The sequence below is a fragment of the Streptomyces pilosus genome (assembly GCF_014649835.1).
GTDB lineage: Bacteria > Actinomycetota > Actinomycetes > Streptomycetales > Streptomycetaceae > Streptomyces > Streptomyces pilosus.
Window position 1 is genome coordinate 99754 of sequence record NZ_BMTU01000003.1, and the last position, 24467, is coordinate 124220.

The window sequence follows — 24467 nt, forward strand, 5'->3', positions numbered from 1 at the left end:
GGGAGGCTCCTCCGCAGACGCTCCGATGACCCACCGGCAGATCATGGAGGCACTGTCCGGGCTGCTGCTCGGCATGTTCGCCGCCATCCTGTCGTCGACCATCGTCACCAACGCGCTGCCCGAGATAGTCGGTGACCTCGGCGGCGGCCAGAGCGCCTACACCTGGGTCGTCACGGCCTCGCTGCTGACGATGACCGCCTCCACCCCGCTGTGGGGCAAGCTCGCCGACCTGTTCAGCAAGAAGGTCCTGGTCCAGATAGCCCTCTGCGTCTTCGTCCTCGGCTCCGTCGTGGCCGGACTGGCGCAGAACCCGGCGATGCTCATCAGCGCGCGTGCCATCCAGGGCCTGGGCGCCGGCGGTCTGGCTGCCCTCGCCCAGATCATCATGGCCGCGATGATCTCCCCGCGGGAACGCGGCCGCTACTCCGGATACCTCGGCGCCACCTTCGCCGTCGCCACCGTCGGCGGCCCGCTGCTCGGCGGTGTCATCACCGACACCAGCTGGCTCGGCTGGCGCTGGTGCCTCTACGTCGGTGTGCCCTTCGCGCTGATCGCGCTCGTCGTCCTGCAGAAGACGCTGCACCTTCCCCTGGCCAAGCGCCGGGTCGAGGTCGACTGGGCCGGCGCCTTCTTCGTCACCGCCGCCGTCAGCCTGCTGCTCGTCTGGGTCACCTTCGCCGACGACAAGTACGACTGGCTGTCCTGGCAGACGGGCGTCATGGTCGGCGGCTCGGTCCTGCTGACGCTGGTCTTCCTGTTCGTCGAGAGCAGGGCCGCCGAGCCGATCATCCCGCTGCGCCTGTTCCGCAACCGCACCATCACCCTGGCCTCGCTGGCCTCGCTGTTCGTCGGCATCGCGATGTTCGCCGGCACCGTCTACTTCAGCCAGTACTTCCAGCTGGCCCGGGACAAGTCCCCGACCATGTCGGGCGTCATGACCATCCCGATGATCGGCGGCATCTTCGTGTCGTCCACGGTCTCCGGCATCGTCATCACCCGGACCGGCCGGTGGAAGGCCTGGCTGCTGGCCGGCGGCGTGCTGCTCACGGCGGGCCTGGGCCTGCTCGGCACCATGCGTTACGACACCCCGTACTGGCACATCGCCCTCTTCATGGCGCTGCTGGGTCTCGGCGTCGGCATGATGATGCAGAACCTGGTGCTGTGCACACAGAACCAGGTGGCCCCGAGCGACCTGGGCTCCGCCTCCTCCGTCGTGACCTTCTTCCGGTCCCTCGGCGGCGCGGTCGGCGTCTCCGTCCTCGGCTCGGTCATGTCGACCCGGATCAGCCACTACGCCCAGGACACCGTCGGACAGCTCGCACCGCAGGAGCAGGCGGCGGCCGCCAAGGCCTCCGGCAGCGGCGCGATCCCCGACATGGACCTGCTGCCCCCGCCCATCCGCACCTGGCTGGAGAGCGCCTACGGGCACGGCATCGCCGACATCTTCCTGTACGTCACCCCGGTCGCCCTGCTCGCCTTCCTGGTGACCCTGTTCATCAAGGAGGTCCCGCTGCGGACCACCGGCGCGCTGGCCCAGGCGGCGGAGGAGCAGGCCGGAGCGGTGACCCCGGCCGCCGGGAGCGTCCCAGCCCGCGCCGAGGAGGACACCGCCACCCCTGCGGCGGCCGCCGCCCCGGCTCCGGCCGCCCCCGCGGAGGAGCACGCCGCGGGAGGCGTCCCGGTGCGCGGCGTGGTGCGCGGCGCCGACGGCGGCCCCGTGCCGCAGGCGGCCGTCACGCTGATCTCGCTCGGCGGGCGCCAGCTGGGCCGCTCGGTGGCCCGGGCCGACGGCGGCTACACGGTGGACGCGCCCGGAGCCGGGTCGTACGTCCTGATCGCCGCGGCCGACGGCCACCAGCCGCAGGCGTCCACGGTCGTGGTGGACGGCGCGAGCGTCGCCCACGACATCCTGCTCAGCGGTACCGGCGGGCTGGCCGGCTCGGTGCACGCCGACGCCACCGGGGAGCCGGTGCCGGACGCCATGGTGATCGTCACCGACGTGCGCGGCGACCTGCTGGCCACCGGGAGCACCGGTGAGCAGGGCGAGTTCTCCTTCGCCGAGCTGGTGCCCGGCACGGTGACCCTCGCGGTGAACGCCGACGGGTACCGGCCGCGCGCGCTGCCCGTGGAGGTCGGCGGCGCCGGGACGACCCGCGTCGAGGTCGGCCTGGAGACGGGCGCCCGGCTGCTGGGCGTGGTCCGCACCCCGCACGGGCCGCTGGCCGACGCCCGGGTCACCCTGGTCGACGCGGCGGGCAACGTGACCGGCACGGCGACGACGGGTGCGGACGGCGCGTACGCCTTCGCCGACCTGGACGGTGGCGAGTACACCGTCATCGCCGCCGGCTATCCGCCGGTCGCCACCACGCTGACCGTCAGCGGCGGCGGAACCGACGGCCACGACATCGAGCTCGCCCACCCGGACGAGTGACCGAGAACCCCGGCCCGTGGCGGGCCGCGCGTCCTGTAGCGGAGACGCGCCCCGCCGCGGGCCGGTCCCACGACGACGGGTCCGCGAGGGACTCGAGGGAGCGAACGCAATGCCACTGACCGCGAGAATCCGCACCCGGGACGGGTGGGCCGTGCCGCACGCGGTCGTCACCCTCACCGACGCCACCGGAACGCAGGTGCTGCGCGCCGCGGCGGACACCGAGGGCGCCGTACGGGACTCCACCGCGCTCGCGCCGGGGGCGTACACCGTGATCGTCACCGCGGTCGGGTACGCGCCCGCCGCCGCCAGCGCCCTCGTCACCGCCCGTGGACGCGCCGAGGTGGGGGCGGTCACCCTGGCCCGTCAGGGCGGTGCCGAGCTGCCGCCGCCGGGGCCGTGGACCGTGGACCCGGCGCACTCGAGCGTGGCCGCCGTCGCCCAGCACCTGGGCATCTCCAGCGTGCGGGGCCGGTTCACCGACTTCACCGCCGTGGTGGAGGTCGCGCCGGACGACATCGCGAAGTCCCGGGTGGAGGCGGTGATCCGGGCCGCGTCCATCGACACCGGCAACGGCACCCGCGACACGCACCTGCGGTCCGCGGACTTCCTGGACGCCGAGCGCCACCCCGAGATCACCTACCGGTCCACCGGCCTGACCGGGACGGGTCCCGACCGCTGGACGGTCCACGGCGAGCTGTCCCTGCGCGGGGTCGTCCGCCCCGTCGACCTGGACCTGACCCACCTCGGCACCGGCGCGGACCCCTGGGGCGGCACCCGGGCGGCCTTCCGTGCCACGGCCGAACTGCGGCGCGAGGACTTCGCGATGCACTACAACCAGGTCGTCCAGGCCGGTGTCGCGGCCATCGGCACGACGCTGCGGGTGGAACTGGACGTCCAGGCGGTGCGGGGCGAGTCGCTCCCGGCCCTCTGAGAACCCGTCAGGGCGCTTCCTGGGCGTCGACGATGCGGCGGGCGAGGTCCCGCAGCTTCACGTTCTCCCGCTGCGAGGCCCGAACCAGGCTGTCGAAGGCGCCGGCCGCGTCGATGTCCATGCGCTCCATGAGGATGCCGGTGGCCTGGCCGATCAGGTCCCGGGTCCGCATGGCCTCGGTGAGCTGCTCGCGCACGGTGGCGGAGTCCAGGGCGATGCCCACGTGCGCGGTGAACAGCCGGCCGACCCGCAGCGCGGACTCGTCGAAGGCGCGCGGTTTGCGGGCGTATGCGGTGAGCACGGTCAGCCGGCGCCGGTCGGCGCGCAGCCGCAGCGAGAGCACGGAACGCAGGCCGAGGCCGGACAGGTCGTCCGCGCCCTCGTCACCCTCGCTGTCCTCGACCCCGGCCACCGGGGCGGTCCACAGCCGCTGCCAGTACGGCTGCTTCCCCGGCGCGGGCAGGCCGTCCTCGGCGGTGCGCACCACCTCGTCGGTCCAGGCGAGGGTCTGTCTGCGGTTGTCGCGCTCGATGACGGAGATGCCCGCGTGCTCGGCACCCGGCACCAGGTCCACGGTGAGCCGGACCGCCGTGTCCAGGGTGCTGTCGGTGGTGGAGGTCTCGTGCAGTCGGCGGGCTGCGTCCGTCAGCGCTTCCGCCAGGTCGTGACCGGCAGGGAAACGGGGCAAATCAGAAAACCGGGACGCAGCCACCACGAACCTCTTCGGCGAGCACGACCGAACCGGCCGTGCGCAGGAGAGCTCCGCAGCACATTCCCGACTGCGAGCACAGGACGGACAGAATTTTAGCCGCTTCCTGCGACGCGCTCCTACGTGGTGCAATGGGTGCGGGTCAGGAAGAGGCCTTGCCGGAATCCCGGACGCACGTCTGCCAGGTGACTGTCGTGACCTTCCCTCCCGATCCCTCCGGGGAACACGCACCCACCGCACCCGCACGGTTCCCGTTCCCACCCGAGATCGACTTCTCCAACGCGGACGGGCTGCTGCCGCGGATCATGGCCCGCGCCCTGCCCCGCCCCGGCCGGCCGGCGCCGCTCCTGGTCCTCGACCTCACCGCCACGGAGTTCATGGACTCCCAGGGCGTCCGTCTCATCAACGACGTGAACCGGCTGCTGCGCCCGGAGACCGTGGTCCACGTGGTGGCCCGCCCGGACGGCCTGGCGAGCCGCGTACTGGAACTGACCGGCGTGCGCCGCGACATCCCGGTCTTCGACAACCTCCCCGAGGCGATGGCGGCCCAGGGCCTAGCCTGACGCCATGGCACCGAACATCGCGACGAACACCCGTGTCTCCCTGGACGAGCTGCTGGACTTCGTACGGCCCCGCCACCGGGCCGTCCTGCTGACCCGGCGGGCGGACGGCGGCCCCCAGGGCTCGCCGCTGACCTGCGGGGTCGACGACTCGGGACGCATCGTGGTCTCCACGTACCCGGAGCGCGCCAAGACGCGGAACGCCAAGAGGGACGACCGGGTGAGCCTGATCGTCCTGAGCGACGAGTGGAACGGGCCGTGGGTGCAGATCGACGGCACCGCCGAGGTGCTGGACGCGCCCGAGTCCGTGGAGCCGCTGGTGGAGTACTACCGGAACATCGCCGGTGAGCACCCCGACTGGGACGAGTACCGGGCGGCGATGGTCGGGCAGGGCAAGTCGATCATCCGGATCACCCCGGAGCGCTGGGGGCCGGTGGCCACCGGCGGTTTCCCCGCGCGCCTCGCCGAGCGGGACTGAGGGGGCGGCCCCGCTCCCGGCCGGGACCGGACGGTTCCGCCGAGCAGCACGGCCGCCGCCCCCACCAGCAGGCTCGTCCCCGGGCCGGCGGGAGGTCAGCCGCCGGTCCGCTCGCGGGTGAGGTCGTAGAAGGTCGCCGTGCCGGCCGTCACCTCCGTGAAGTTCTCCTCCACCCAGGCCGTGATCTGCGCGGAGGTGCCGGAGTCGCGGCCGCCGCCGCCCATGCCGCCGCCGGCGACGAAGTAGTGGATCCTCCCGTCCGCCACGTACTCCTGGAACTGCGCGAGTGTCGGCGAGGGGTCGGTGCCGTTGAAGCCGCCGATGGCCATGACGGGTGCTCCGGTGGCGAGCTGGTAGGCGGCGGCGTTCTGGGCGCCGACGGCGGCGGCGGCCCAGGTGTGGTCGCCGGCGTCCGTCTCCAGCAGTTCCTTCGCCTCCGCGCCGACGTTCGTACCGCCGAGGAGGCCGCCCGTGCCGCCGGCGCCGGGCATCCCGCCGGCCTCGGCGCCGCCGCCGGGGGTGTTCCGCTGGGTCCGGCCGGGGAGTTGTCCGTTCCCTCCGCCGTCCTGGCCGTCCTGGCCGTCCTGGCCCGTCGGTCCGCCGCCGGGGAAGCCGCCGTTGCCGCCGTCGCCGTCCGTGGCGCCTCCGGGCGGTGCCTGGCCCCGCTGGTTCTGCCCGCCGCCGGGGAAACCGCCGGGACCGCCGCCGCCTCCGGGCCGTCCGCCGCCGCCCATGCCGGCCCCCGCCGGACCGGCCGTGACGATCGAACCGGAGTGCCCCTGCTGGACGGTGCTCAGCGTGTACGCCGTCGGACCGGCCAGCGCCGCCGCCAGGGCGAGGCCCGCCGCGCCGAGCGCCACCCGGCGCCCCACCCGGCCCGCGAGGACCAGGCCGAGCGCGGCGACCAGCCCGCCCACCAGGACCGGCCACTTCAACCAGGGCAGGTAGTCGGGCGTGCGGTCGAGCAGGACGTACCCCCAGGCCGCCGTCGCCGTGCCGGCCGCGGCCAGGGTGAGCGCCGCCCACGGCTCCCGCCGCCTCTCCCACAGGGCCACCGTGCCCATGCCGGTCACGGCCGCGAGGTAGGGGGCGAGGGCCACCGTGTAGTACTGGTGGAAGATGCCGGCCATGTAGCTGAAGACGGCCGTGGTCATCAGCAGCGAGCCGCCCCACACCAGGAACGACGCCCGGGCGGGGTCGGTCCGTGCGGCCTTGCGGGTGAGGACCAGGCCCCCGGCGAGCAGGATCAGCGCGGCCGGCAGCAGCCAGGAGATCTGGCCGCCGACCTCGGAGTCGAACATCCGGTCCCAGCCGGTCTCCCCCCACTGGCCGCCGCCACCGCCCATGCCGCCGCCCCCGACGCTGCCCGTCTCGTCGCCGTTGAGCCGGCCGAGGCCGTTGTAGCCGAAGGTCAGTTCCAGGAAGCTGTTGTTCTGCGAGCCGCCGATGTACGGCCGCGAGGACGCGGGCCAGAGTTCCACGACCGCCACCCACCAGCCCCCGGACACGACCAGCGCGGCCGTCGCCAGGGCGAGTTGCACCAGCCGCTTCCGCACCCGCACCGGCGCGCAGACACCGTGGACGAGCGCGAGGGGAGGAAGGATCAGGAACGCCTGCAGCGTCTTGGTGAGGAAGGCGAAGCCGATCACGGCCCCGGCCCACACCAGCCACTTGGTACGGCCGTCCTCGACGGCCCGCAGGACGAGGTAGCAGGCGAGGGACATCAGCAGCGCCAGCATCGCGTCCGGGTTGTTGAACCGGAACATCAGCGCCGCGACCGGGGTGAGCGCGAGGACCGCGCCCGCGATCAGACCGGCCACCGCGCCGAAGCGGCGGCGGACGGACGCGTACACGACGGCGACCGTGCCGACACCCATCAGCACCTCCGGCACGAGGATCGCCCAGGAGTTCAGGCCGAAGATCCGCACCGACAGCTCCATCGGCCACAGGGAGGCCGGGGGCTTGTCGACGGTGATGGCGTTCGCCGCGTCCAGGGAACCGAAGAAGAACGCCTTCCACGACTCGCTGCCGGCCTGCACGGCCGCCGAGTAGAAGGAGTTGGCGTAGCCGGAGGCGCTCAGGTTGTACAGGTAGAGCGCGCCGGTCACCAGCAGCAGGGCGAGCAGGGCGGGGCGTGCCCAGCGCGGATCCCGCGTGGTGCCGGGCGTCGCCGGGCCGGGCGGCACGGGCGCGGTGTCCGGGAGGGACGGATCGGCCGGGGGGCGCGTCCGGTCGTACTGCGTGGTCATCGGAAGTCCCTCGGGTCGTGGTCGGCGGGGTCGGAAGGGGTGCGGGGGGCGGGGACGGCCGGGGTGTGGGGAGCGGGGACGGCCGGGGTGTGGGCAGCGGTCGTGCCCTCGGCTCCGTCGGGGAAGACCCACGCCCGGAACAGCAGGAACCGCAGCACGGTGGCCGCGAGGTTCGCGGCGACGAGCACCGCGAGTTCGGTGGCGTGGGCGGGGTCGCCGCCGGCCGTGTTCAGCGCGGCGAGCGAGCCGCTGGTCAGCGCGAGACCGATGCCGAAGACGACCAGCCCCTGCGCCTGGTGCCGGACGGCCCCGGCACGCCCGCGCACCCCGAACGTGAGGGGAGAAGCGGGCCTGGAGGGAGCCGCGCAGGATCAGGTTGTAGGCGCGGCTGATGAACTCCCGCTTGGCGCCGCGCACCACCCGCGCGCTGCGGCTCAGCCGGGAGCCGATGGCGAGGTCGGAGTGGCCGGAGATCAGCGGGGCGACCAGCGGCAGCAGGGCGTTGAGGTCGGTGGAGAGGTCGACGTCCATGTAGGCGAGGACGGGGGCGTCGGAGTCCTCCCAGACCGTCCGCAGCGCCCGGCCGCGGCCCTTCTGCTCCAGGCGGACGGCCCGGACCTCCGCGATCCGCTCCGCCAGCTCGCCGGCCACCTGCGGGGTGCCGTCGGTGGAGGCGTTGTCGGCGATCGTGATGCGGAACGCGTAGGGGAAGGTGCGGCGGAGGTGCTCGTGCAGTCTGCGGACGCACGGCCGGAGGTCCTTCTCCTCGTTGTGGACGGGGATCACGACGTCCAGGACCGGCGTGCCGGCCCCGGCGGCCGGGAGGTGCTCCCGTGCCGGCAGGGTGCCGGGAGAGGAATCGGTTCGCATGGAACCGACTCTCGTCAGGCGCCCTGTCGTACCCGTGTGGTGAGGCTGTGCCCCGACTGTGAGTACGGCGGCGCCGGCCGGGCGTCCACGGCGGGCAGGTGGAGGCTGAACACGGTGCGCCCGGGGGCGCTGTCGACGGTCACCGCTCCGCCGTGCGCGGCGGCGACGGCCTGCACGATGGCCAGGCCCAGGCCGGTCGACCCGGTGGACCGGGTGCGCGCCGAGTCGCCGCGCGCGAACCGTTCGAAGACGTGGGGGAGCAGGGCGGGCGGGATGCCGGGACCGTCGTCCGCGACGTCCACCCGGAGCCAGGGACCGTCGCGGCGCACCCGCGCGGTGACGGTGGTGCCCGGCGGGGTGTGGGTGCGGGCGTTGCCGAGCAGGTTGACGAGGACCTGCTGGAGCCGGGCCGCGTCACCGGTCACCGGGGCGGGGCCATCGGGTAGTTCCAGTCGCCAGACATGGTCCTGACCTGCGGCGCGGGCGTCGCTGACGGTGTCCACGACGAGCGGTACGAGGTCGGTCGGCCCGCACTGCAGGGGGCGGCCCGCGTCCAGCCGGGCCAGCAGCAGCAGGTCCTCGACCAGCAGGGACATCCGGCCCGCCTCGGACTCGATCCGGCCGAGCGCGTGCCGGGTGTCGGGGCCGACCTCCTCCCGGCCGCGGCGGGTGAGCTCGGCGTACCCGCGGATCGAGGCGAGCGGTGTGCGCAGCTCGTGGCCGGCGTCCGCGACGAACTGCCGTACCCGTGTCTCGCTCTCCTGGCGGGCGTGCAGGGCGCCGTGGACGTGGTCGAGCATCCGGTTCAGCGCGGCCCCGACCCGGCCGACCTCGGTGTGCGGGTCGCACTCGGACGGGGGGACGCGCTCCTCGAGGGTGACCTCGCCGCGGTGCAGGGGGAGTTCGGAGACGCGGGTGGCGGTGGCCGCGACCCTGCGCAGGGGGCGGGTGGCGACGCCGATGAGGACGGCACCGGCCAGCGAGGCCGCGACGAGACCGGCGGCGGTGACGCTGATCTCCACGAGGATCAGGGTGTTGATCGTGCTGTCCACATCGGCCGTGGGGAGGGCGACGTAGAAGGCGCCGTTGGTGCCGACCTGGTGGGCGACCCGGTAACTCCCCAGTCCGGGGATGTCCGCGGTGTGCTCGTCGTGGTCGCGCGGGACGGTGCCGAGGGCCGCCAGCTGGGCGTCGGTGAGGTCACCGGCCTCGGGCGCGGTGACCTCGTTCACGACCTTCTCGTTGCTCACCACGCCCCCGGTCACCCGGCCGTCCTCGACGGTCGCGCCGATGACGCCGAAGCCCTGAGGGCCCTTGGTGACGAAGCCGAGGGGGTCGTCCTGGCGCAGCGGTTCGGGGAGCGGCCGGCCGCCGGCCGGGCCGCCCGCCGCCCGCATGGCCACCTCGCGCACCTGGCCGTCCAGTTGCGCGTACAGATGGGACCGCAGCGCCAGTGTCGTCACCGTGCCGATGACCGCGCACACCACCGCGATCAGCGCCACGGACGCGACGACGAGCCGCGTCCGCAGGGTCCGTGGGCGCGGTCGCCGCCGCCCGTTCACGACACCGCGGGCTTGATCAGGTAGCCGGCGCCGCGCCGGGTGTGGATCATCGGCTCCCGGCCGGCGTCGATCTTCCGGCGCAGGTAGGAGATGTACAGCTCGACGACGTTCGCCTGGCCGCCGAAGTCGTAGGACCAGACCCGGTCGAGGATCTGGGCCTTGCTGAGCACGCGCCGCGGGTTGCGCATGAGGAAGCGCAGCAGTTCGAACTCGGTGGCGGTGAGGTGGATGCCCTGACCGGCCCGGGTGACCTCGTGGCTGTCCTCGTCGAGGGTGAGATCGCCGACGACCAGCACGGAGCCGGGGCGGCGGTCGGCGGCGCCGGAGCGGCGGATCAGTCCGCGCAGCCGGGCGACGACCTCCTCCAGGCTGAACGGCTTGGTGACGTAGTCGTCCCCGCCGGCCGTCAGTCCGGCGATCCGGTCCTCGACGGCGTCCTTGGCGGTCAGGAACAGCACGGGCACGTCGGGCAGGTCGCGGCGCAGCCGCCCGAGGACGGCCAGCCCGTCCATGTCCGGCAGCATCATGTCCAGGACGACGGCGTCGGGCCGGAAGTCACGGGCGGCGCGCAGGGCGCCCTGTCCGTCCCCGGCGCTGCGGATCTGCCAGCCCTCGTAGCGCAGGGCCATGGACAGCAGCTCGGTGATCGACTGCTCGTCGTCCACCACGAGCACGCGGACGGGGCTCCCGTCCGGCCTGAGCAGTGCGGTGCGCCCCTGGGGCGAGGTCGTGGTCATACCGCACACGATGGGGGGCACCTCTGAGAACACTCTTTCCCCCGCCTGTGTTTTCCCTGAGAAACCCCCGGTCCCCCGCCCTCACCGCCCCGGCAGCCCGAAGAGCCGTGCCGCGTTGTCGTGACACACCCCCCGCAGCCACGCCTCACCGAGCCCCAGCCGCTCCAGCGCGTGCAGCTGGTGCACGTACGGATAGGGGATGTTGGGGAAGTCCGTACCCAGCAGGACCCGGTCCCCGAGGGCGTCCAGCCGGGGCAGCGCCCGCCGGGGGAACGGCGCCATGCGCTCGCTGAAGTCGGTGAGCGCCATCGTGGTGTCCAGCCGCACCTCCCCGTACCGCTCGGCGAGGTCCAGGAAGTCCTCGTACTCGGGCATCCCGAGGTGGGCCACCACCAGTCGCAGTCGGGGGTGGCGGGCCAGCACCCGGGCGACCGGCCCGGGGCCGGTGTGCTTGCCCGGCGCGGGACCCGACCCGCAGTGGATCACCACCGGCACCCCCGCGTCGGCGAGCAGGCCCCAGGCCGCGTCGAGCGCCTCGTCGGCCGGGTCGTACGCGCCCACCTGCACGTGTGCCTTGAAGACGCGCGCACCCGCGTCCACCGCCTCCGCGACGTAGTCCGCGACGTCCGGCTCGGGGAACAGCGTCGCGGTGTGCAGGCAGTCGGGCGTGCGCCGGGCGAAACCGGCCGCCCACGCGTTGAGCCAGCGCGCCATGCCCGGCTTGTGCGGGTAGAGCATCGCGGTGAACGCCCGCACGCCGAACGCCCGCAGGATCGCGGCCCGTTCGCCCTCCTCCGCGCGGTAGGTGATCGGCCACTCGACGCCGCCGGTCAGCGGTCCCAGCGCGTCGAAATAGGCCCACACCTTGCGCAGCACCCGTTCCGGCATGAAGTGCGTGTGCACGTCGACGAGCCCCGGCAGCCCGAGTCCCTCCCAGAAACGCCGCACGTCGCCGGCTTCGGCTCGGGTCACGCGGTGATCGCTCATGCCGACACGATCACCCGCGGACGCGCCGCCGGTCCAGGGGCGGGGTCAGAACAGCCCGTCCTGCGCGGCCGGCTTCTCCTTCAGCGGACCGACCGGCACCGCACCTTCCCTCCCGGTGGCCGGGAGCAGGTCCCACCCGGTGAGCAGCCTGGTGTCCAGGACCACCACCCCGCCGCCCGTCAGCAGGTGCAGATCGGGTCCGGCGGCGGCCACCAGCTCACCGCTCACCGCGCCCCCGGCGACCAGCTCGCGGACCTCCCCCACCGCGGCCGGCCCCTCCGTCAGCCCGAACACGCCGACGTGGTCGACGGGTTCGAACGGGGCGGGGGTGAGCGACTCCGGCCACCCGCTGAGGGCGCGGGCCCGCTCGTGCAACCCGGCGATCTCCTCCGCGCGCTCCCCGGCCGTCGCCGGGAGCACCGCCCTCGCCGCCCGCTTGGCGGCGTAGGGGATCCGGTCGGGCACACCGAGCGCGGAGCGCAGCAGCTCCTCGGTGCGGCGCGCCGCCATCAGCGGCCCGCTGCCCAGCCAGGTGAAACAGACCGCGCCCTGCTCCAGCAGCCGGGCCCGCCCCCGCTGCACCGCGGTGATCCCGGCCTTGGCCATCCCGGGCCCGAACCAGGCCAGGTACACGCGGTAGGGCCGCGGATCGTCCGCGAGGGTGTCGGCGGCCACCGAGTGCGCCCGGTCCAGCCGGGCGCACTCCTCGCAGCGCGCCCCCGTACTGCGCCCGGGCACCGCCGCCCCGAGCGGACACGCGTGTCCCCGCGCCCCCACGCAGGTCCGCACGTCCCCCTCCGCGACGCCGAAGGCCACCCGCCTGCCCCGGGTCAGCACCGAGCGCCGGCCGCCGTCCCAGATCAGCACGGGCCCGTCCGCCGTCCACCGCAGCCCCGTACACCTCCATGCCTGTGCCATCACGCCGAGCGTAGGGGGACCCACTGACAACGCTCCCGCCCGGCGGCTCAGCCCCCGGCCGCCGCGGTCCCGGCGGCGGCCCGGGCCTCACCGCGGGCGGCGGGCCTGGCGTTCCGTACGGGAGCCGGGGCCGCCGGCTTCCGTCCGCGGCCCGCCAGCAGGCACCCGACGCACTCCGTGTGCCCCTCGCGGGCGCCCGCGTCCCGCACCCGCCAGTCCCACTGGTCCCTCGGCCGCGGCCCCGACGGTTTGCCCCACCCGGCCAGGTGCAGTCCCCAGGTGACGAGGAGGGAGACCACCACGACGCCCGCGCCCGCGATCAGCAGCGGTCCGGACCCGGCGCAGACGCCCACGCCCAGCACGGTGGTACCGGCGATGGCGACGGCGAAACCGGTCCAGCCGGCGACCGTGTGCCCGTGGTCATATGGATGCGCGCTCATGTCTGCCCCTTCGCGCAGTCGGCGTTCCCACGACGTGATGTCTCACGTCGTGAGCAATTTACTACAGAAATCTCTCATGAGCTAAGGGAAAAGGGGAACCCCGGGATGCACGCCACTCCGCGCCCGCCCGCCACACAGGAACAGGCGATGTGGGCGATGGACCAGCTCATCGCCACCCATCTGGTCGGCCAGCAGGAGATGGCCCAGCTGGTGGGGCTGAACGTCACCGACATCACCTGCTTCGGCTTCGTCATCGCGGCCGGGGAGGACCTGCTCACGGCGGGCGAGCTGGCGGAGCGCGTGCACGTCACGACGGGCGCGATGACGGGGATCCTCAACCGCCTCGAACGCGCGGGCTACGTCACCCGCCGCCCCGATCCCGCCGACCGCCGCCGCGTCCGCGTGGCCGCACGGCCGGAGGCCGTGGCCCGCGTCCGGGAGCTCTACGAGCCGTACTACGCCCGTCTCGCCGGGCTCTTCGCGGACTACTCCGCCGACGAGCTGGCCGTCCTCCACGACTGGTTCACCCGTGCGACCTCCCTCGCCGGCTCCTTCATGGAGGAGCGGCGCGGGACCGGCTGACGCCGGGGGCGCCCCGCGACGGCACGGGTCCGCCGAGGTGCCGGGCCCGGCCGGCGGTGCCACTCTGATCTCTGAGGCATGGCACGGCTCGGGGATGTCCGAAAGGCCGAACACATGGCGAGCAATGTCAGCGGTACGCGCCACCACGGGACCGGGACGCGGGCGGAGAGCACCTGGGCGACGAGCTGGACGGTCGCCGCGGCGGTCCTGATGACCTTCGGCGGCATCATGGCGATCTTCCAGGGGATCGCCGCCATCGCCGAGGACGACGTCTTCGTCAGCACCCGGAACTTCACCTACGAGTTCAGCCTGACCGGCTGGGGCTGGGTCCACCTGATCCTCGGCGCGCTGGTGACCGCCGCCGGCATCGCCCTGTTCCAGGGGGCCACGTGGGCCAGGATGGTGGGCGTGGCCCTGGCCGGGCTCAGCATGATCGCCAACTTCGTGTGGCTGCCGTACTACCCGGTGTGGTCGATCGTCCTCATCATCATCGACGGCTTCATCATCTGGGCCCTGTGCGCACCCCGCCGCGAGAGCCGGGCGTAGGGCGCGCGCCCACGGCCTGGGGCACCCTGTGGCCCTGGCTGGCCCAGGTGGCCGGGGTGGTGGTGATGGTCGCCGCCTACTTCCTGCTCCCCCTCCACGGTCTCGGGCCGCACCGCCCGGTCCTGAGCTGGGTGCTCTTCTGCCTCGCGCTGACGCTGATCGCGCTCATGCTGCTGCGGCAGGTCGTGCGGGTGCTGCTGTCCGTCCCCGGCGTCCGTCCGGGCATGGTCATCCCGCCCCTGATGTGCCTGTCCATCCTGGTCTTCGCCACCGCCTACCTGGCGCTGGCGAAGAGCCCGGGGGAGATCGACGGCATCGCCACCCGGCTGGACGCCCTCTACTTCACGCTGGTCACCCTCGCCACGATCGGCTACGGCGACATCACCCCGCACGGGCAGACCGCGCGGCTGGTCGCCGTCCTGCAGATCCTCTACACGTTCGTCTTCCTCACCGCCGCGGCCACCAGCCTGACCCGCTACCTGCGCGAGACGCTCCGCCGCCGCGAGCACCCGCACCGGCCGAGGTGATCCGCCACATCGCGCCCTAATGTGAGCTGCGTCACACTAGTAACGGTGGGGATCCGCTTCCCCGGCCCCCGGACGAACGCCGGCCGATCCGGCCGTCGACGTCCGCCCGCGGCCATCCGGTACCGCAACCTTCCGAGGGGTGTCCGCTCATGAGCGGCATGGACGCAACTGCTCTCGACAGCCTGCGCACGGCCTTGCGAGGACGTGTCGTCACTCCGCGGGACGCGGAGTACGACGAGACCCGCAGCATCTACAACGCCATGATCGACCGGCGCCCCGCCGCCCTCGCCCGGTGCACGGGCGCGGCGGACGTGCGCACCACCATCGCCTTCGCCCAGGAGACGGGCGCCGACCTCGCCGTCCGCGGCGGCGGGCACAGCGGGCCGGGCCTGTGCCTGATCGACGGCGGGCTCACCCTCGACCTGTCCCCGATGCGCTGGGCCCGGGTCGACCCGGAGTCCGGCACCGTGCGGGTGGGCGGCGGGAGTCAGCTCGGCGACCTGGACCACGAGGCGCACTCCTTCGGCCGGGGCGTACCGAGCGGGATCAACTCGACCACCGGGGTCGGCGGCCTCACCCTGGGCGGCGGCCACGGCCACCTCACCCGCAAGTACGGCCTGACGGCCGACAGTCTGATCGGCGCCGACGTCGTCCTGGCCGACGGCAGCGTCATCGCCGTCTCCGAGAAGGAGCACCCGGACCTGCTGTGGGCGCTGCGCGGCGGCGGGGGCAACTTCGGAGTGGTCACGTCGTTCACGTTCCGGACGCATCCGGTGGACACCGTCGGGGTGGCGGCGACCGTGTGGCCGGTGGAGCGCACACCGGAGGTGCTGCGCTGGTACCGCGAGTTCCTGCCGGCCGCGCCGGAGGACATCAACGGGTTCTTCGCGCTGATGACCGTGCCGCCGGCACCGCCCTTCCCGGAACCGATCCACGGCCAGAAGATGTGCGCCGTGATCTGGTGCTGCACGGGCGACATCGCGGACGGCCGCCTGGAGGAGACGCTGTCCGTGGTGAACGACCCGGCCCCGCCGGCCTTCCACTTCGCCACGCCGATGCCCTACCCCGCCCTGCAGACCATGTTCGACGAGCTCGTCCCCAAGGGCCTGCAGTGGTACTGGCGGGGCGACTTCTTCGACGGCATCCCCGACGACGCCGTCGCCGTGCACGAGCGCTACGGCCACGCCCTCCCCACGGGTCTGTCGACGATGCACCTGTACCCGGTGGACGGAGCGGCCCACCGGGTCGCCCCCGGCGAGTCGGCCTGGGCTTACCGGGACGCCGTCTGGTCCGGTGTCATCGCCGGCATCGACCCCGACCCTGCCAACGCCGACACGATCCGCCAGTGGTGCGTCGACTACTGGACCGACCTCCACCCGCATTCCATGGGCGGCTCGTACGTCAACTTCCTCGGCGAGGCGGAGGGCCCGGAACGCGTCCGTTCCACCTACCGCGACAACTACGACCGTCTGGCGGCGGTCAAGCGCGCCTACGACCCGCACAACTTCTTCCACGCCAACCAGAACATCGTCCCGGCCGCGGCCTGACCGCCACCCGCCGCGGGGTGCCCGGCGGTGATCCCGCCGAGGCCGCTGCCCGCCCCCTCGAAGACCTCAATGCCCTTCTCGAAGGTCTTCCCCGCCTTCTTCTTCGAGCGGACCTTCTTGACCACCGCCGGAAAGAACCGGGCCCTCGACCGACGGTGCGCAATCAACGAAAGAGGCCCCGCGGATCACTCCGCGGGGCCTCTGCTCACTGTGCACTCGGCAGGATTCGAACCTGCAACCTTCTGATCCGTAGTCAGATGCTCTATCCGTTAAGCTACGAGTGCTTGTCTTTTCAGTTGTCTCGCCGCTCCCGGCCCTTGCGGCCCGCTCGCGGCGACAGGAAGAACATTACATGACTGCCGCCGCCATGTGAAATCCATTGGCCTCACCCCTTGTGACCTGCACGAACGCCGGATCCGAGGGGGGAGCCGGGGGCAGCCGGAGGGGGACCGCACGACGAAGCCCCGGCCGCAGGGGCCGGGGCTTCGTGGCGGTGCGGAGGCGGAGGGATTTGAACCCTCGATGGGCTTTAAGACCCAAACCGCATTAGCAGTGCGGCGCCATAGACCGGACTAGGCGACGCCTCCTCACACATGACCTTCCGCGCGTGAGCGCGGGCGGTCGATGCGTGCCGATGATGACACAACCGCGTGGGGTGTCACCAATCGGTGCCCACGGTACTAGGCGGGAAGCCCGCAGGGCAAAGCACTTCCGGTCATCGGTCCGGCGTGGCGCGGTGACCGCCCGCCGCGGGGCCGGCTCTCCCCTTTCCCTCCCGGGCCCGGACGGCTGTCCTCCCGGGCCCGGACGGCTGTCCTCCCGGGCCCGGACGGCTGTCCTTCCGGGCCCGGACGGCGAGTCGGGGCACAGGGGGGCGTAAAGGTCCCGCGAAGATCCGGGACGCGTCGATGCAGGCAGACACCGCTCCGGAGGGCACCGGGCGTCACGGCGCCGTCACTTCCTGATGCGATGTACGTCCCATCCGGCGCCGCGAGCGCGACCCCAGCCCGTAGACTCCCTCGCGTGACACGTTGCGGGCAGGTTGGCAAGATGGCCCGAGCGGTCGGCACGTCGCGGTAACAGGGAGGAAGCGGTCTCGTGAGCAGCAGGCCATCCCGAGGCGCTGCTCGCCTCGCAGCCATACTGGACGCGCTTCCCGACGCGCTGGTGCTGGTCAACGCCAACGGGACCGTCGTCAACGCCAACACCATCGCCCTGGAGGCCTTCGAGACCCCGGGCACGGCGCTGGTGGGGCGCGGGCTGCTGGACCTGCTGCCGCAGTTCGACAGCAAGCTCATCCCGGGGTCCATGCGGCGGCCCGACCACATCGACCCCCGCGCGCGCACCAAGCCGACCCGGATGACCGCCCGGCGCACCGACGGCAGCGAGTTCCCCGTCGAGGTCACCAGCGCGAACCTGGACACCGGTCAGCAGGCCTACGACAACTACGGCTACGCCGGCGACGAACTGCTGATGCTCGTCGTCCGCGACCTCTCCGGCACCGTGGACACCGAGGCCGAACTCGCGCGGTCGCAGCGGCAGACCGAGATGATCCTGCGCGCCGCCTCCGAGGGCGTCGTCGGCACCGACACCGACGGACGGATCGTCCTCGTCAACCCGGCCGCCGCCCAGATACTGGGCTACCGGGCCGGTGAACTCGGCGGGCGCGAACTGCACACCCTCGTCCTGCACTCGCGCGCCGACGGCTCCCCCTTCCCCTACGACGAGTCCCCGCTCGCCGACACCCTGCGCTCCGGACGCAAGCACCGGGTGCGCGGGCAGGTGCTGTACTCCAAGAGCGGCGACAAGCTGCCGGTCGACCTGACGACCGCTCCGGTGCGCGACGGCGACCAGCTCGTCGGCGCCGTCATGACCTTCCTCGACCGCCGCCCCTACGACGCGCTCGCCCGCGAGAAGGAGGCGGCCGAGCGGGAGCACGCCGAGGAGCTGGAGCGCCTCGCCGAGGAACACGGCTCGGAGCTCACCGCCCTGCGCCAGAGCCACATCGCCGAACTGGAACAGCTCACCGAGCAGCACGCGGAGGAACTCGCCGCGAACGAGGAGCGCTACGCCGCCCTCGGCGAGCGGGAGAAGGACCGGTACGAGGCCCTCGCCGCCCGGCACGAACAGCTGCTCACCCTGCTCGGCCGGTCCCTGCGCGGCCCGCTGGACGAACTGCGCCGCGAGCTGTCCGCGCTGGCCGCCGACGACGCCGGACAGCTGTGGCCGGAGGCCAACCAGGTGCTCCACCACCTGTCGGCCGGCTACGCCCGCATCACCACCCTCATCGACAACGTGCTCGGCTACCAGCGGCTCGACGTCGGCGCCGAGCAGGTGGCCCGGACGAAGGTGATGCTCGACGCCGTCGTCGCCGCCGGGGTCGACGGGGCCGTGGAACTGATCGGTCCGGGGCGGGTGCAGTTCGCCGTGCACGCGCCGCCCATCGAGGCGGAGGTGGACCCGCGGCTGCTCGCCACGGCCCTCGCGCACCTGGTCGCGGACGTCGCCGGTGTCGACGCGACCGGCAACACGCCCCTGTCGGCGGGCGGTTACCTGGACAACACCGTGGTGGTCGCGGCCGCGCAGCGCGGCGAGGTGGTCCGCATCGAGGTGCGCGGCCCGTACGGCGGCGGCGACCCGGTGCACGAGCCGATCGTGCGCGGGATCGTCCGCGCGCACGGCGGTGTGCTGCAGACGCACGAGGTGCCGGGGATGAGCGGCAGCGCCTTCGTCCTGGAGGTGCCGATCGGCGGCGGGGCGGGGGCCGTGGCGGCCGCTCCGGCTCCCGTACCGGCCGAGGCCCCGGTGACGGCTGAGCTTCCGGTGCCGGCTGAGGCCGAGGTGCCGGCCGTGGAGGCCGGTGGCGGGCGGCGACGGGCACGGCGTTCCTCCGTGGACGCCTTCCTGGACAGCGAGGTGTCCGGCACGGACGAGGGCGCGGCCGCCGGGCCGGCGCCCACCGGTGCGGCGCCCACCGGCCGGCGCAGGCGCCGCGCGGCCGCCGAAGAGCCCGCGGTGGCACAGCTTCCGGCCCAGGCGCCCGGTGAGGCCACGACGGCGTCCGGCGGTACCGGCCGGCGGCGTGGCAGGCCCGCCGAGGACGCGTCGGCCGGCGCCCGGCTCGAACTCGCCGGTGGCGGGGTCTCCGAGGGGGCCGTCGTCACCGCCGCCGAGCACGCGGCGGGCGCCGCCGCCTCGAACACCGGCCTGGGCGGGACCGTACCGCCGCAGGGCGTTCCCGCGCCCGCCGGCCGACGGGCCGGGCAGGGGGCCGCCGAGCAGCAGGCGCTGCCGCCGGCGTTGCCCGCGCCCTCCGCCGGCCGGAACGGGTCGGCCGGGGCGCCCCCGTCGGCCGCAGTGGCCGTGCACGTACCGGCCCAGGCGTCGGGACAGGCGTCCGGACAGGCGGAGCAGCAGCCGACGGGACGGCGCCGGCGGGCGCTGGCCGCCGCCACCGAGCGGGCCGCTGCGCAGGAGGCCGCGCCGCGCACCGTGTTCGCGCTGCCGCCGGCCGAGGCGGACCAGGGGGAGGAGACCGGGCAGGCCGAGGTCGTCGGGCAGCCGGTACCGGCCGCCGCGAACGGAGCCGCCGCGAACGGTGGCGCTCCGGCCGGCGAGGGCCGCCACGACGCCGTACCGCACGACCAGGCCGACGACCACACCCCGCCGCAGCCGCATCCCACCAGCGCGCCGACCGGACGCCGTCGGCGGGCCGTCGCGCAGCCGGCGGAGACGGCGCAGACCGCACCGGCCCCGCCGGTCGTCGGGGCTCCGGATGCTCCGGGTACTCCGGGTGCTCCGGAGCAGTGGGGCGCGGTGCCTCCGCAGGGGACACCCGTACCCGTGCCCGCACAGGGGCACCCCCAGGCCCCGGACCGGGTCCCGGCAGCGGCGCCGCTCCCCGCGGCCCAGCCGCTCCCCGCCGAGACCGCTCCCGCTCCCGCTCAGGTGACCCCGGCGGAGGGCACCCCGGTTCCGCAGCCGTGGTCCGCCGGTGACGACTCCGGCGCCGCCGCGCCCGTACCGCAGGTCCCGAACCCGCCGCAGCCGACGCCCGCCGGCGGTACGCCGCTGCCGCCGGAAGGCGCGCCGGCGCCCGCGCCGCGGGCCGCTCAGCCGCTGCCCGAGGAGGCCGCGGCGCCGGTGGACCCGAACTCGACGCAGGGCCGGGCGATCAGCGTGCGGACGCTGGGGCAGGGCGTGCCGTTCAACCGGCAGGCGGCCCAGGTCCAGCAGCCGCTGCCCACGGCCACGCCGCCTCCGCACCAGCCGGGCGGCTCCGGACGACGCCGCAAGCTCGGCACGCGCCCCGACGCTGCCGCGGGCACCGGCGCCGAGCAGCACGGGGGCCCGCACCCGGCGGCCGCCGAACCCGCCACCGCGCCGGCTCCGGCCCCGCAGCAGGTCCCCGCACCGGCCCTCGGCCAGGCGCAGGCACAGCCGTCCCCCGCCGGTCAGTCCCGGCTCGCGCCCCAGGCCGAGGCCGCCGGACGCTCCTACGCCATAGGCGCGCCCGACGCGGACGCCGCCGAGGGGCCAGAGCCGCTGGACGGGCCGGGCGGTGCCGTCGAGGTGGCGGACCACCCGCGTCCGCAGCCGATGGACGACGAACTGCCGCCGGAGCCGCTGGACAACCCGCGCAGGCTGCTGGTGTGGCCGGCGCCGGACGTCTCGACGCAGCAGGCCCTGAGCGACCGCGGCTACCGCCCGGTGATCGTGCATTCGCGCGAGGAGGTCGACGCGCAGATCGCGGCCTTCCCCGCCGCGCTGTTCGTGGACCCGCTGACCGGGCCCATCACGCGGACGGCACTGCAGTCGCTGCGCCAGGCGGCGGTGGCGGCCGAGGTGCCGGTGCTGGTCACGGCCGGGCTCGGACAGGCCTCGCGCGACGCCGCGTACGGCGCCGATCCCGCCGTGCTGTTGAAGGCGCTCGCGCCGCGCGACAGCGAGCAGCACCCCCCGCGGGTGCTGCTGATCGAGGAGCACGCGGAGATCGCCCTGGCACTGACCGGGACGCTGGAGCGGCGCGGGATGCAGGTCGCGCGGGCCGCGAGCGACGCGGACGCGGTGGCGCTGGCCGGGCAGTTCCGGCCGAACCTCGTGGTGATGGACCTGATGCAGGTGCACCGCCGGCAGGCCGGGATCATCGACTGGCTGCGCGCGAACGGGCAGCTCGACCGCACCCCGCTGGTCGTCTACACGGCCGCCGTCGACCAGGCGGACCTGCCGCGGCTGGCGTCCGGCGAGACGGTGCTGTTCCTCGCGGAGCGGTCCACCAGTTCCGAGGTGCAGGAGCGGATCGTCGACCTGCTCGCGCGGATTGGGACCAACTGACCGGCGTCCGCCCCCTCGACGACGAGCGCCGGGCGTTGGGCGGGGGTCTTCCCGCCCACCGCCCGGCGCGTCGCCGTGCGTGTGTCAGATCTGGGTGACGTCCAGCGTCCCCTCGGCGTACCGCCGGCGCAGGACCTTCTTGTCGAACTTGCCGACGCTGGTCTTCGGCACCGACTCGATCACCGTCCAGCGCTCCGGGAGCTGCCACTTGGCGATCCTGCCCTCCTCCTGGAGGAAGGCGCGCAGGGTGTCGAAATCGGCGGTGGAGCCTTCCTTCAGGACGACCGTGGCCAGCGGGCGCTCGCCCCACTTGTCGTCCGGGACGGCGACGACGGCGGCCTCGGCCACGTCCGGGTGCGCCATCAGCGCGTTCTCCAGCTCGACCGAGGAGATCCACTCGCCACCGGACTTGATGACGTCCTTGGCACGGTCGGTCAGGGTCAGGAAGCCGTCGGGGCTGATGGTGCCGACGTCACCGGTCTTCAGCCAGCCGTCCTCGCTGAACTTGTCGGCGGGGCGCAGCGGTTCGGCGCCGGGGCCGTTGTAGTAGGCGCCCGCGATCCACGCTCCGCGGACCTCCAGCTCACCGGCCGACTCGCCGTCCCAGGGGAGGCGTTCGCCGCCGGGGCCGGTGAGGCGGGCCTCGACGCCGGCCGGGAAGCGGCCCTGGGTCAGCCGGTAGGCGAACTCGGACTCGGTACCGACGGCGCTCGCCGGCGGGCGGGCGATGGTGCCGAGCGGGGAGGTCTCCGTCATGCCCCAGGCGTGGCAGACGCGCATGCCCAGCTTGTCGAAGGCCTCCATCAGGGAGGGCGGACAGGCGGAGCCGCCGATGGTGACCTGGGTGAGGGCGGAGACGTCCCGGGGCCTGGCGGTCAGCTCGGCGAGCAGGCCCTGCCAGATGGTGGGGACGGCGGCGGCGTGCGTCGGCCGCTCGCTCTCGATCATCTCGGCGAGCGGGGCGGGCTGCAGGAAGCGGTCCGGCATCAGCATGTTGACGCCGGTCATGAACGTGGCGTGCGGCAGACCCCACGCGTTGACGTGGAACTGCGGGACGACGACCAGCGAGGTGTCCTCGTCGGTGAGGCCCATCGACTGCGCCATGTTGACCTGCATCGAGTGCAGGTAGATCGAGCGGTGGCTGTAGACGACGCCCTTGGGGTCGCCGGTGGTGCCGGAGGTGTAGCACATGGCGGCGGCGGCCCGCTCGTCCAGCTCCGGCCAGTCGTAGGCGACGGGCTGCCCGGCGATCAGCTCCTCGTACTCATGCACCCGCGCGGTGACGCCGGCCAGGGCCGAGCGGTCACCGGGACCGGAGACGACCACGTGCTCGACGGTCTTCAGGTGCGGCAGCAGCGGGGCGAGCAGGGGGATCAGCGAACCGTTGACGAGGACCACCCGGTCGGCGGCGTGGTTGACGATCCACGCGAGCTGCTCGGGCGGCAGGCGGAGGTTCAGGGTGTGCAGGACGGCACCCATGGAGGGGATCGCGAAGTACGCCTCGACGTGCTCGGCGTTGTTCCACATGAGGGTGGCGACCCGCTCGTCGCCGGTGACACCGAGGTCCTCGCGCAGGGCGTGGGCCAGCTGGGCCGCACGGGCGCCGATCTCCGCGTAGGAACGGCGCTGCGGCTCGCCCTCGCCGGTCCAGGTGACGACCTGCGATGTGCCGTGGATCGTCGACCCGTGGGTCAGGATCCTCGAGATCAGCAGCGGTACGTCCTGCATGGTGCTCAGCACGGCGTCCTCCTGGGCGACATCGCCTACACGTCGGTACGGGTTGCGCTGATTCTGCGCACATACCGCGCGGTATGTCACTAGGGGGACGGATGATCGATCAGACAGCCCCGAGGGGCCACTTCCCTCGAAATCAGTTCATTTTCTGACAAGCCCCAGCTCAGCGTCGTCGCGGAGTTTGCCGAGCGCCCTCGACACGGCGGACTTCACCGTGCCGACCGAGACGCCGAGCACCTCGGCCGTCTGCACCTCGCTGAGGTCCTCGTAGTACCGCAGTACGACCATCGCCCGCTGCCGCGCGGGCAGCCGCATGATCGCCCGCCACATCGCGTCGCGCAGCGCCTGCAGCTCGGCCGGGTCGTCGCCGCCGGGCACCGGTTCGGGCTCGGGCAGCTCGTCGCAGGCGAACTCGTCGACCCTGCGCTTGCGCCACTGCGACGTACGCGTGTTGAGCAGCGCCCTGCGCACGTAGCCGTCGAGCGCGCGGTGGTCCTCTATCCGCTCCCAGGCGACGTACGTCTTGGTGAGCGCGGTCTGCAGCAGGTCCTCCGCGTCGCTCGGATTCCCGGTGAGCGACCGGGCGGTACGCAGGAGCACCGGATGGCGGGCCCTCATGTACGACGAGAACGACGGATACGGAAGGGTCTGCGTCGGTGGAGCAGCGGCGTCCGAGGCGCTGGTGCAGACGAGTGTGGTCATGTCCTCCACGCTAGGAGCGAGCCCCGTCCGGCGGATCGGCCGCAGGTCCCGAAGCCGCGTCCCCCTCAGGTTGTAGGGGTGGGGCTTTCCACACCTCCTGGAGGTGGACGAGCGGATGAGGGGCTACTGCGGGTCGGCCCCCGAGACGGCGCGGGACGCGGGCCTCCGCCGACGGCCCGGCACCCGGGGAACACCTGCGCGGCGCTGCCGGAGCACCGCCGCGCAGACGTCCCCCACCCCACGGAGCCCCCCGGCCCGGTCAGACGACCGGCGCCTCCCACCACAGGGGGGTGAAGCTGATGGCCACGTTGTCGGTGCCCTGGTTGACGGCCGTGAACGCGGAACCGTTGACCTGGGAGGTGTTGCTCTGGTTCAGGGCGCCGGGACCGCTCGCCTGCTGCTGCGCGGTGGCCGAGGTGCCGAAGTTGTCACCGCCGACACCGGTGCCGAGGGCCCCGGCCTCCCCGCTGACGGCCGTCGCGTTCGATCCGTCGTCCGCGAGGGCGCCGCTGTCCGCCGTCGCCACGCCGGCGAGCAGAGCGGCCGCGAGCGGGAGCGCGGCGGCCGCGGCGATGACACGGGCGGTACGGATGCTTGCCATGTTGTGTTCCCTCCAGAACCCA

The 24467-nt window shown here is 73.7% G+C and carries 20 protein-coding genes, 2 tRNA genes and 1 pseudogene; 9 read left to right on the forward strand and 14 right to left on the reverse strand.

Annotated features, from left to right (window positions below):
• Positions 1–25 precede the first annotated feature (25 nt).
• Together IE118_RS08760 and IE118_RS08765 are read left to right on the forward strand one after the other, a co-directional pair.
• On the forward strand, positions 26–2431 hold the full coding sequence (locus IE118_RS08760; RefSeq protein ID WP_491591186.1) for an MFS transporter: 2406 nt from the start codon (positions 26–28) through the stop codon (positions 2429–2431).
• Between the two features lie 109 nt (positions 2432–2540).
• Positions 2541–3362, forward strand: coding sequence for a YceI family protein (locus IE118_RS08765; protein WP_189557147.1), 822 nt, complete (start codon positions 2541–2543; stop codon positions 3360–3362).
• A gap of 7 nt (positions 3363–3369) precedes the next feature.
• Here IE118_RS08765 and IE118_RS08770 read toward each other — a convergent pair whose 3' ends face one another.
• Complete coding sequence (locus IE118_RS08770; protein WP_189557149.1) at positions 3370–4050, reverse strand: ANTAR domain-containing protein; 681 nt, start codon at positions 4048–4050, stop codon at positions 3370–3372.
• 215 nt (positions 4051–4265) lie between these two features.
• Between IE118_RS08770 and IE118_RS08775 the strand changes: the two genes are divergently transcribed.
• Together IE118_RS08775 and IE118_RS08780 are read left to right on the forward strand one after the other, a co-directional pair.
• Positions 4266–4634, forward strand: a complete 369-nt coding sequence (locus IE118_RS08775; RefSeq protein ID WP_229846724.1) for an STAS domain-containing protein — start codon at positions 4266–4268, stop codon at positions 4632–4634.
• Between the two features lie 4 nt (positions 4635–4638).
• Positions 4639–5109, forward strand: a complete 471-nt coding sequence (locus tag IE118_RS08780) for a PPOX class F420-dependent oxidoreductase (RefSeq protein ID WP_189557153.1) — start codon at positions 4639–4641, stop codon at positions 5107–5109.
• A 95-nt stretch (positions 5110–5204) separates the two neighbouring features.
• Here IE118_RS08780 and IE118_RS08785 read toward each other — a convergent pair whose 3' ends face one another.
• The 8 genes and pseudogenes from IE118_RS08785 to IE118_RS08815 all read right to left on the reverse strand — a co-directional run bounded on the left by IE118_RS08785 (position 5205) and on the right by IE118_RS08815 (position 12872).
• Positions 5205–7358 carry a glycosyltransferase family 39 protein gene (locus IE118_RS08785; RefSeq protein WP_189557154.1) on the reverse strand — a complete coding sequence of 718 codons (2154 nt, stop codon included), beginning with the start codon at positions 7356–7358 and terminating at the stop codon, positions 5205–5207.
• Positions 7355–7684 (reverse strand): GtrA domain-containing protein, encoded by a 330-nt coding sequence (locus IE118_RS34710; protein WP_373303177.1) that lies wholly within the window; start codon positions 7682–7684, stop codon positions 7355–7357. The genes IE118_RS08785 and IE118_RS34710 overlap by 4 nt, the downstream gene beginning before the upstream one ends.
• Before the next feature lie 112 nt (positions 7685–7796).
• A pseudogene (locus IE118_RS34715) lies at positions 7797–8228 on the reverse strand (glycosyltransferase); the annotation flags it as partial.
• A gap of 14 nt (positions 8229–8242) precedes the next feature.
• Entirely contained in the window at positions 8243–9790 is a 1548-nt protein-coding gene (locus tag IE118_RS08795; RefSeq protein ID WP_189557156.1) for a sensor histidine kinase, read from the reverse strand.
• Positions 9787–10527 (reverse strand): response regulator transcription factor, encoded by a 741-nt coding sequence (locus IE118_RS08800; RefSeq protein WP_229846725.1) that lies wholly within the window; start codon positions 10525–10527, stop codon positions 9787–9789. The genes IE118_RS08795 and IE118_RS08800 overlap by 4 nt, the downstream gene beginning before the upstream one ends.
• An 81-nt stretch (positions 10528–10608) precedes the next feature.
• Positions 10609–11514: an amidohydrolase family protein gene (locus IE118_RS08805; protein ID WP_189557158.1), complete on the reverse strand. Its 906-nt coding sequence runs from the start codon at positions 11512–11514 to the stop codon at positions 10609–10611.
• A 45-nt stretch (positions 11515–11559) separates the two neighbouring features.
• On the reverse strand, positions 11560–12432 hold the full coding sequence (locus IE118_RS08810; RefSeq protein ID WP_189557160.1) for a DUF2797 domain-containing protein: 873 nt from the start codon (positions 12430–12432) through the stop codon (positions 11560–11562).
• Positions 12433–12479: 47 nt separating this feature from the next.
• On the reverse strand, positions 12480–12872 hold the full coding sequence (locus IE118_RS08815) for an HGxxPAAW family protein (RefSeq protein ID WP_189557162.1): 393 nt from the start codon (positions 12870–12872) through the stop codon (positions 12480–12482).
• 105 nt (positions 12873–12977) lie between these two features.
• On the opposite strand from IE118_RS08815, the gene IE118_RS08820 reads away from it, so the two are divergent.
• The 4 genes from IE118_RS08820 to IE118_RS08835 all read left to right on the forward strand — a co-directional run bounded on the left by IE118_RS08820 (position 12978) and on the right by IE118_RS08835 (position 16074).
• Positions 12978–13454, forward strand: coding sequence for a MarR family transcriptional regulator (locus tag IE118_RS08820; protein WP_189557165.1), 477 nt, complete (start codon positions 12978–12980; stop codon positions 13452–13454).
• Between the two features lie 114 nt (positions 13455–13568).
• Entirely contained in the window at positions 13569–14000 is a 432-nt protein-coding gene (locus IE118_RS08825; RefSeq protein ID WP_189557167.1) for a DUF7144 family membrane protein, read from the forward strand.
• Positions 14001–14065: 65 nt separating this feature from the next.
• Positions 14066–14527, forward strand: coding sequence for a potassium channel family protein (locus tag IE118_RS08830; RefSeq protein WP_189557604.1), 462 nt, complete (start codon positions 14066–14068; stop codon positions 14525–14527).
• A gap of 158 nt (positions 14528–14685) precedes the next feature.
• On the forward strand, positions 14686–16074 hold the full coding sequence (locus IE118_RS08835; RefSeq protein WP_189557605.1) for an FAD-binding oxidoreductase: 1389 nt from the start codon (positions 14686–14688) through the stop codon (positions 16072–16074).
• Positions 16075–16285: 211 nt separating this feature from the next.
• On the opposite strand, the gene IE118_RS08840 is transcribed toward IE118_RS08835, so the two are convergent.
• Both IE118_RS08840 and IE118_RS08845 read right to left on the reverse strand, forming a co-directional pair.
• A tRNA-Arg gene (locus IE118_RS08840) sits at positions 16286–16358 on the reverse strand.
• 212 nt (positions 16359–16570) lie between these two features.
• Positions 16571–16661: transfer RNA gene (locus IE118_RS08845), tRNA-Ser, on the reverse strand.
• Positions 16662–17172: 511 nt separating this feature from the next.
• On the opposite strand from IE118_RS08845, the gene IE118_RS08850 reads away from it, so the two are divergent.
• The gene (locus IE118_RS08850) at positions 17173–21408 is read left to right on the forward strand and encodes a hybrid sensor histidine kinase/response regulator (protein WP_189557169.1); all 4236 of its coding nucleotides are present in this window, start codon (positions 17173–17175) and stop codon (positions 21406–21408) included.
• 84 nt (positions 21409–21492) lie between these two features.
• Here IE118_RS08850 and IE118_RS08855 read toward each other — a convergent pair whose 3' ends face one another.
• The 3 genes from IE118_RS08855 to IE118_RS08865 all read right to left on the reverse strand — a co-directional run bounded on the left by IE118_RS08855 (position 21493) and on the right by IE118_RS08865 (position 24445).
• Positions 21493–23136 (reverse strand): long-chain fatty acid--CoA ligase, encoded by a 1644-nt coding sequence (locus IE118_RS08855; RefSeq protein ID WP_189557606.1) that lies wholly within the window; start codon positions 23134–23136, stop codon positions 21493–21495.
• A gap of 147 nt (positions 23137–23283) precedes the next feature.
• A complete protein-coding gene (locus tag IE118_RS08860) occupies positions 23284–23844 on the reverse strand; it encodes a SigE family RNA polymerase sigma factor (RefSeq protein ID WP_189557171.1) in 561 nt (186 codons plus the stop codon).
• A gap of 259 nt (positions 23845–24103) precedes the next feature.
• A complete protein-coding gene (locus IE118_RS08865) occupies positions 24104–24445 on the reverse strand; it encodes a hypothetical protein (protein WP_189557174.1) in 342 nt (113 codons plus the stop codon).
• Positions 24446–24467 lie beyond the last annotated feature (22 nt).